Genomic DNA, 7068 nt, shown 5'->3' on the forward strand with positions numbered 1-7068 from the left:
TTACTTGATCATCGGCAGATTGAGGCCCTGTTCCTTGGCGCAATCGATCGCGATCTGGTAACCGGCGTCTGCGTGACGCATCACACCGGTGGCCGGGTCGTTGTGCAGCACACGGGCAATGCGCTCAGCCGCTTCGTCGGTACCGTCGCAGACGATCACCATGCCGGAGTGCTGCGAGAAGCCCATGCCCACGCCGCCACCGTGGTGCAGCGAAACCCAGGTCGCGCCGCTCGCGGTGTTGAGCAGGGCGTTGAGCAGCGGCCAATCGGAGACCGCATCGGAACCGTCCTGCATGGCTTCGGTTTCGCGGTTCGGGCTGGAGACCGAACCGGAGTCCAGGTGGTCACGGCCGATTACGACCGGTGCCGACAGCTCGCCACGGCGCACCATTTCGTTGAACGCCAGACCCAGCTTGGCGCGCTGGCCCAGGCCAACCCAGCAGATACGCGCCGGCAGGCCCTGGAAGCTGATGCGCTCGCGCGCCATGTCCAGCCAGTTGTGCAGGTGAGCGTCGTCCGGGATCAGCTCTTTGACTTTCGCGTCGGTCTTGAAGATGTCCTGCGGGTCGCCCGACAGGGCTGCCCAACGGAACGGACCGATGCCACGGCAGAACAGTGGACGGATGTAGGCCGGAACGAAGCCCGGGAAGTCGAACGCGTTTTCCACGCCTTCTTCCTGCGCCATCTGACGGATGTTGTTGCCGTAATCGAAAGTCGGGATGCCTTGCTTCTGGAATTCCAGCATGGCTTTGACGTGCACGGCCATGGACTGCTTGGCGGCCTTGATCACGGCAGCGGGTTCGGTCTTGGCACGAGCGCGGTATTCGTCCCAGGTCCAGCCAGCCGGCAGGTAGCCGTTGAGTGGGTCGTGGGCGCTGGTCTGGTCGGTGACCATGTCCGGGCGCACGCCGCGCTTGACCAGCTCCGGCAGGATTTCCGCCGCGTTGCCCAGCAAGGCGATGGAGATGGCCTTGCCTTCCTTGGTGTACTTGGCGATACGCGCCAGGGCGTCGTCGAGGTCGGTGGCCTGCTCGTCGACATAACGGCTGTTGAGACGGAAGTCGATGCTGACCTGCTGGCATTCAATGTTCAGCGAGCAGGCACCGGCCAAGGTGGCTGCCAGAGGCTGGGCGCCACCCATGCCGCCCAGACCGGCGGTGAGGACCCAGCGGCCGGTCAGGTCGCTGTTGTAGTGCTGACGACCGGCTTCGACGAAGGTTTCGTAGGTGCCCTGCACGATGCCCTGGCTGCCGATGTAGATCCAGCTGCCGGCGGTCATCTGGCCGTACATGGCCAGGCCCTTGGCATCCAGTTCGTTGAAGTGTTCCCAGCTGGCCCAGTGCGGTACCAGGTTGGAGTTGGCGATCAGCACGCGCGGGGCGTTGCTGTGGGTCTTGAACACACCGACCGGCTTGCCGGATTGCACCAGCAGGGTTTCGTCGTCGTTCAGGTGAGTGAGGCTCTCGACGATCTGGTCGTAGCACTCCCAGTTACGCGCCGCACGGCCAATACCGCCATACACCACCAGTTCTTTCGGGTTTTCGGCCACTTGCGGGTCGAGGTTGTTCATCAGCATGCGCAGCGGCGCTTCAGTCAGCCAGCTTTTGGCGGTGAGCTTGTTACCGTGGGCGGCGCGGATTTCTACGTCACGGTATTTAGTAGGCTTGGTCACAACAAAAACTCCTCAGCGATCGATGCGCGAACATGATGGGTGCGAAGAGGATTGGCAGTGACTCTTACGCACACATATTTACTTGTACATACAAGCATATGCAATCAAGCGGCCAACTTAGCGATCATAGCGTTGAGGTTTTTTTGTAAATTGCCTGCGCGCCTTGGAAACCAAGGCTTCGAGGCTTGATGAAATTTCTTGCGGAAGGGCTTTGCAGCGAGTACGGCTTGCCGGGACAGCGTGGCTTTGCGCCACGCTGGGGCATTCGGTAACAAATTGGTGCGCGCTTCGGAAACAGTTTGTGAACAGGGCGAGGTATCAGCGCGCCCTTGCATTCCACCCGGTTGTCACACTGAATTCGTTACCCCTGCCCGGATTGATCTCCAGCGCCTGGGACAGATAGCCATTGGCGGGGTCGCGGACGTGCGCCAGGTATTCGTTGTCCTGGTCGAAGGCATTTTCCGCGAGCACCGGTGTGCCGGTCTTGAGGTGCGGCTCCAGCAACTTCAGCACCGGCAGGTACAGGGTGAACGCGCCGTCCAGTAACACCAGGTCGACTTTCCCCTCGATAGACTCAAGCGTCTCGCGGGCATCCCCCACGCGAATCTCGACCAAGTCCGCCAGGCCCGCCGCCTCGAGGTTGGCCTGGGCACGCGCAGCCTTCTGCGGCTCAAGCTCGGTGCTGATCAAGTGGCCACCGCCCATGTCACGCAACGCTGCCGCCAGGTACAGCGTGGAAATCCCCATCGAGGTGCCGAACTCAACGATGCGGGTGGCTTCACGTGCCCGTGCGCACTGGTAGAGGAAACAGCCATATTCCGGGGTCACATTCAGGAAGTTGTTGACGTAGCCGCGGTACACCTGCCGCAGATCATTGCGCTCCTGCTCAAGGTGTTCGGTGATCATCTGTTCGGGCGAGTCCACGCCGTCGAACCGCTCCATCAACGCCCTGTCTGCCTGTTCGGCTTCTTTGAACAGTCGCTGCAATGTGTCGGCGACACGCCCATAGCTCAATGAATTCATGGTGCCAAGCCTCTGTATGAAGTGGCCACGCTACCGCGCCTGCAATAGGGGTCCGGGGGCAGGATAGAGCGCACGCCACTTGAAGGCATTGGGCAATAAAGCCAAAATCTTTTGAAATCCTGCCACATCAAAAATGGACTTCTCCATGCCTGTCTTGCGCGATGCAGAGGTTGGTACCGAGCCCGACGGTACGGACTGGGTAGAGCCGGATGACGTGCCTCGCCCAGTCGTGGTGTACGGCTACATGAGCGAGCATCTGGAGCGTGTCGAGACGGACTTTCACCGGCACCGCAAAAGCCAGTTGGTGTTACTGATGCACGGCATGCTCAGTTGCGAGCTTGAGGATGGGTTGTGGATCGTGCCGCCACAAAGCGCACTGTGGGTACCGGGAGACGTGCCGCACAATGTGAAGATCGCCAGCGCCATCGAAGGCTACAGCGCATTCATCGAGCCGGCGCTCGCGCAGAACATGCCCCGCCAGTGCTGCTCCATCACCGTGACACCGCTGCTGCGCGCACTATTGATGCGTGCCGCCAGCTACCCGCTGCTCTATCCCGAAGGCGGGATGGAATCACAGGTGATGGCGCTGCTGCTCGAAGAAATCGCCACGCTGCCCACGGGCAACCTGCACTTGCCGATGCCCAAATCCGCAAAGCTCAAAGCGCTGGCCGAAATGATCATGAATAATCCGGCAGACCGGGGCACCGTGCAGACCTGGGCGCGTCGAGTGGCCATGAGCGAACGAAGCCTGGCGCGCAACCTGCGCCTGGAAACCAACATGAGTTTTGGACGCTGGCGCCAGCAGATCCACTTGATGCTGGCAGTCAAGTGGTTGGGCACCGGCGCTTCGGTGCAGCAGGTTGCCGAGGACCTTGGCTACGAAAGCGCGAGCAGCTTCGTGACCATGTTTCGCAAGGGGCTGGGGACGTCACCCAAGCGCTACATGACGCAACGCGCGGCGCCGAGCCAGGAGCGCGCGTAATCGTTCAAGCGTGCTCGGTCAGCTCGATCACGCAACTGCGGCCAGCGACAGCAATATCCAGCAGCCCGGTGTTGCCGTCGATTTGCAGGCAGTCGTGATGACCCAGCTTCTGGTCCAGCACCGTCACTTCATCGGCAACACTGAACACCAGCACGGTGTGCGCCGTACTGAAGAAATGCTGAACACCGTCCACCCACTGCAACCGCGCGTGATAACGCTGGGGCGAGTAGATCAGGTTGAAATCGCGAATCGGCCCGGTGATCAGGCGACAGGACACCTCGCTTTCACCCTTGAACGCAAACGGCTGCAACGGCAACAGCCCGCGCTGCTCATGGCCATCCACCGTCAGCACCATGCCCGCGCCCTCGATCACGGTGATCACGCGCTGGTAGCCGGCGAAGGTCGAAAAACCTCCCGACTCAGCGATATCCGCAATCGACAAGCGCCAGCCAAAGCCATCCAGCCCTGTACCGGCATCACGGGTGATTTCTTCGGTACTGCCACCGCCGTTTTTCCACGGCATGCGTACGTAATCGGCGGCGCGCCAGACTTTCACTGCACTCATTTACTGAAACGTCCTTCCAGGCTGTGACGGGAACCGGGGTGGATCAGGCGCGCGGCGGTCACCGGCTGGCGACCGGACCAGGTGCGTCGGCGAATCAACAGGCACGGTTCGGTGGGTTCGATTTGCAGCAGCTTGCACTCGGCGGCGTCGGCAAGGATGGCTTCGACCACGTGCTCGCCTTCGGTCAGCGGCGCCACCTGGTTCAGGTAGGCATACGGCGTTTGCTGGGTGAAATCCTGTTGCAGGTATTCCGGCGCGACCAGGGCGTTGACGAAACGGTCTTCGATTTGCACGGGAATGTCGTTTTCGAAGTGCACGATCAACGAATGGAAAACACGCCCGCCTTCACGCATCTCCAAGGCAACGGCGCGCTCGGAACCGGCAGCCTCTTCGCCCAGATGGATGACCTGGCAGGTATGCCGATGACCGCGGGAGGCGATCTCGTCGGCAATGTTATGCACTTCGAACAGGGCTGACTGGCTCTTGGGCTCGGCGACAAAGGTGCCGACACCTTGCATGCGCACCAGCAGACCTTCGGCGGTCAGTTCGCGCAGGGCGCGGTTGATGGTCATGCGGCTGAAGCCCAGTTGGCTGACCAGCTCGCTCTCCGACGGCACACGGTAGTGCGGCGGCCAGTTGCCGTTGAGAATCTGCTGGCTGATCATCTGTTTGACGCGGGCATACAAGGGCGCCGGACTTTCGTCCATGTGGGCAGCCAGCGAAGAGTTGGCGGGCGGAGTCGGCACAGGAAATCCTTGCAGGTTGAAAAGATGCATAGATTGCCGGAGTTTACCGAGCAGGCAAACGTCTGTATATGTATATACAAATAAACACACGACCGGGGTGCTCTGATCATGTCCGCTTTCTTTGCCGAACGCGCGCTGCTGCCTAATGGATGGGCCAACGATGTACGTCTTGAAGTCAGCGCCGATGGCCTGCTGACACAGGTTGAGGCCAACGCCAGCGCAGAGGGCGCCGAACGGCTGAAAGGCCCGGTTTTGGCGGGCATGCCGAACCTGCACTCCCACGCTTTCCAGCGCGCCATGGCCGGTTTGGCGGAGGTGGCGGGCAACCCGAATGACAGTTTCTGGACCTGGCGCGACCTGATGTACCGCATGGTCGGGCAGATCAGCCCGGCGCAATTGCAGGTCATCGCGCGCCAGCTGTATATCGAAATGCTCAAGGCCGGCTACACCTCGGTGGCCGAATTCCACTATGTGCATCACGACACCAACGGGCAGGCCTATGCCGACCGTACCGAGCTGTCGCGGCAGATCAGCCAGGCGGCGGCCAGCAGCGGCATCGGCCTGACCTTGCTGCCCGTGCTCTACACCCACTCCGGGTTTGGCGGCCAGGCGCCGAATGAAGGCCAGCGGCGCTTTATCAACAGCACCGAGCATTACCTGGACCTGCAAGCGCAACTCAAGCCGATCCTTGCGGCACAACCGGCGCAGCAACTGGGGCTGTGTTTCCACTCCTTGCGTGCGGTCACCCCGCAACAGATCGACGACGTGCTTCGCGCCAGCGACACGACGTGCCCGGTGCATATCCACATCGCCGAACAACAGAAGGAAGTCGATGACTGCCTGGCCTGGAGCGGCAAGCGTCCGCTGCAATGGCTGTATGACCATGTCGACGTCGACGAGCGCTGGTGCCTGGTGCACGCCACCCACGCCAATGCGGACGAGGTCACGCGCATGGCCAAGAGCCGCGCGATTGCCGGTTTGTGCCTGACCACCGAGGCCAACCTGGGCGACGGTATTTTCCCGGCCGTGGATTTCCTGGCCCAGGGCGGACGCATGGGCATCGGCTCCGACAGCCATGTGTCGCTGAGTGTGGTGGAGGAGTTGCGCTGGCTGGAATACGGGCAGCGCCTGCGTGACCAACGGCGTAACCGCTTGTACCGCGCGGACCAACCAATGGTCGGGCGCACACTGTTTGATGCCGCGCTGGACGGCGGCGCCCAGGCGCTAGGCCAGCCGATTGGTCGACTGGAAGTGGGCAAGCGTGCGGATTGGATAGTGCTGGATGGCAGTGATCCGTACCTGGCGACGGCCAGTGAAGACGGGATTTTGAATCGTTGGTTGTTTGCCGGTGGTGATCGCCAGGTTCGCGATGTGCTGGTGAACGGCAAATGGGTAGTGCGCGATGGACATCACGCCGGCGAAGAGGAAAGCAGCCGGGCCTTCACGCAAGTATTGAGAGATCTACTGGGCTAACCAGCGACACATAACAAATGTGGGAGCTGGCTTGCCTGCGATACAGGCACCTCGGTGTATCAGTTACACCTCAGTGACGCTATCGCAGGCAAGCCAGCTCCCACATTTTTTGATCAGCGGTGACCCAGGTTTATTGCGAGGTCTTGGCCATCTGTTTGTCCGACGTACGCCAGATCAATCGCGTGGTGTCATACCCCTGCTGACGCGCCCTGCTCAGCAGGTCTTCGCGGGTATCGGTGTTGACCGTCGGCGTGCGCGACAAGATCCACATATAACGCCGGCTCGGGCTGCCGACGATGGCGGTCTTGTAGTCATCGCTGACGTACAGCACCCAGTAATCGCCCTTGGCGACGCCCGGTAGCAGGGCGGTAAACCAGTTATTGAATTCCACCCATAGCTTGTCGGTCTTGCCCGGAACTTGCGGGGTGGCGGTACCCTTGGCTTCTTCCCACTTCCATTCAGCCGTCAGGCAGCGGTTGTACACCGACATGTCGCCATCGGGCAGCAGCGTGTAGCGGGCTTCGGACTGTGCGCAGTTGCGCTGGAAGTACATCGGCAATCGGGCCAGCTCATACCAGGTGCCCTGGTAACGCTTGAGGTTGACGCTG

At 61.2% G+C, this 7068-nt stretch carries 7 protein-coding genes; 2 read left to right on the plus strand and 5 right to left on the minus strand.

Annotated features, from left to right (window positions below; translation table 11 throughout):
• A complete protein-coding gene (gene hutU / locus ACW9IN_RS27755) occupies positions 1-1671 on the minus strand; it encodes a urocanate hydratase (RefSeq protein ID WP_457368864.1) in 1671 nt (556 codons plus the stop codon).
• Positions 1672-1989: 318 nt separating this feature from the next.
• Positions 1990-2694: an O-methyltransferase gene (locus ACW9IN_RS27760; RefSeq protein ID WP_457368865.1), complete on the minus strand. Its 705-nt coding sequence runs from the start codon at positions 2692-2694 to the stop codon at positions 1990-1992.
• A gap of 145 nt (positions 2695-2839) precedes the next feature.
• Between ACW9IN_RS27760 and ACW9IN_RS27765 the strand changes: the two genes are divergently transcribed.
• Positions 2840-3676, plus strand: a complete 837-nt coding sequence (locus tag ACW9IN_RS27765) for an AraC family transcriptional regulator (protein WP_457368866.1) — start codon at positions 2840-2842, stop codon at positions 3674-3676.
• Positions 3677-3680: 4 nt separating this feature from the next.
• Here ACW9IN_RS27765 and ACW9IN_RS27770 read toward each other — a convergent pair whose 3' ends face one another.
• Both ACW9IN_RS27770 and hutC read right to left on the minus strand, forming a co-directional pair.
• Entirely contained in the window at positions 3681-4241 is a 561-nt protein-coding gene (locus ACW9IN_RS27770; RefSeq protein ID WP_457368867.1) for a HutD/Ves family protein, read from the minus strand.
• Positions 4238-4948, minus strand: coding sequence for a histidine utilization repressor (gene hutC / locus ACW9IN_RS27775; RefSeq protein ID WP_232920667.1), 711 nt, complete (start codon positions 4946-4948; stop codon positions 4238-4240). The genes ACW9IN_RS27770 and hutC overlap by 4 nt, the downstream gene beginning before the upstream one ends.
• Before the next feature lie 147 nt (positions 4949-5095).
• Here hutC and ACW9IN_RS27780 point away from each other — a divergent pair, with 147 nt between their 5' ends.
• Positions 5096-6460, plus strand: a complete 1365-nt coding sequence (locus ACW9IN_RS27780; protein ID WP_457368868.1) for a formimidoylglutamate deiminase — start codon at positions 5096-5098, stop codon at positions 6458-6460.
• Positions 6461-6590: 130 nt separating this feature from the next.
• On the opposite strand, the gene ACW9IN_RS27785 is transcribed toward ACW9IN_RS27780, so the two are convergent.
• Positions 6591-7068 (minus strand): lipocalin family protein (locus tag ACW9IN_RS27785; RefSeq protein ID WP_457368869.1); only part of this gene is annotated, 478 nt, incomplete at its 5' end.

The organism is Pseudomonas sp. SDO5271_S396, from assembly GCF_054071795.1.

Coding starts and splice junctions, on each gene's coding strand:
- ACW9IN_RS27760 (WP_457368865.1), bottom strand. CDS start 2,694: ATGAATTCATTGAGCTATGGGCGTGTCGCCGACACATTGCAGCGACTG.
- ACW9IN_RS27765 (WP_457368866.1), top strand. CDS start 2,840: ATGCCTGTCTTGCGCGATGCAGAGGTTGGTACCGAGCCCGACGGTACG.
- ACW9IN_RS27770 (WP_457368867.1), bottom strand. CDS start 4,241: ATGAGTGCAGTGAAAGTCTGGCGCGCCGCCGATTACGTACGCATGCCG.
- hutC (WP_232920667.1), bottom strand. CDS start 4,948: ATGGACGAAAGTCCGGCGCCCTTGTATGCCCGCGTCAAACAGATGATC.
- ACW9IN_RS27780 (WP_457368868.1), top strand. CDS start 5,096: ATGTCCGCTTTCTTTGCCGAACGCGCGCTGCTGCCTAATGGATGGGCC.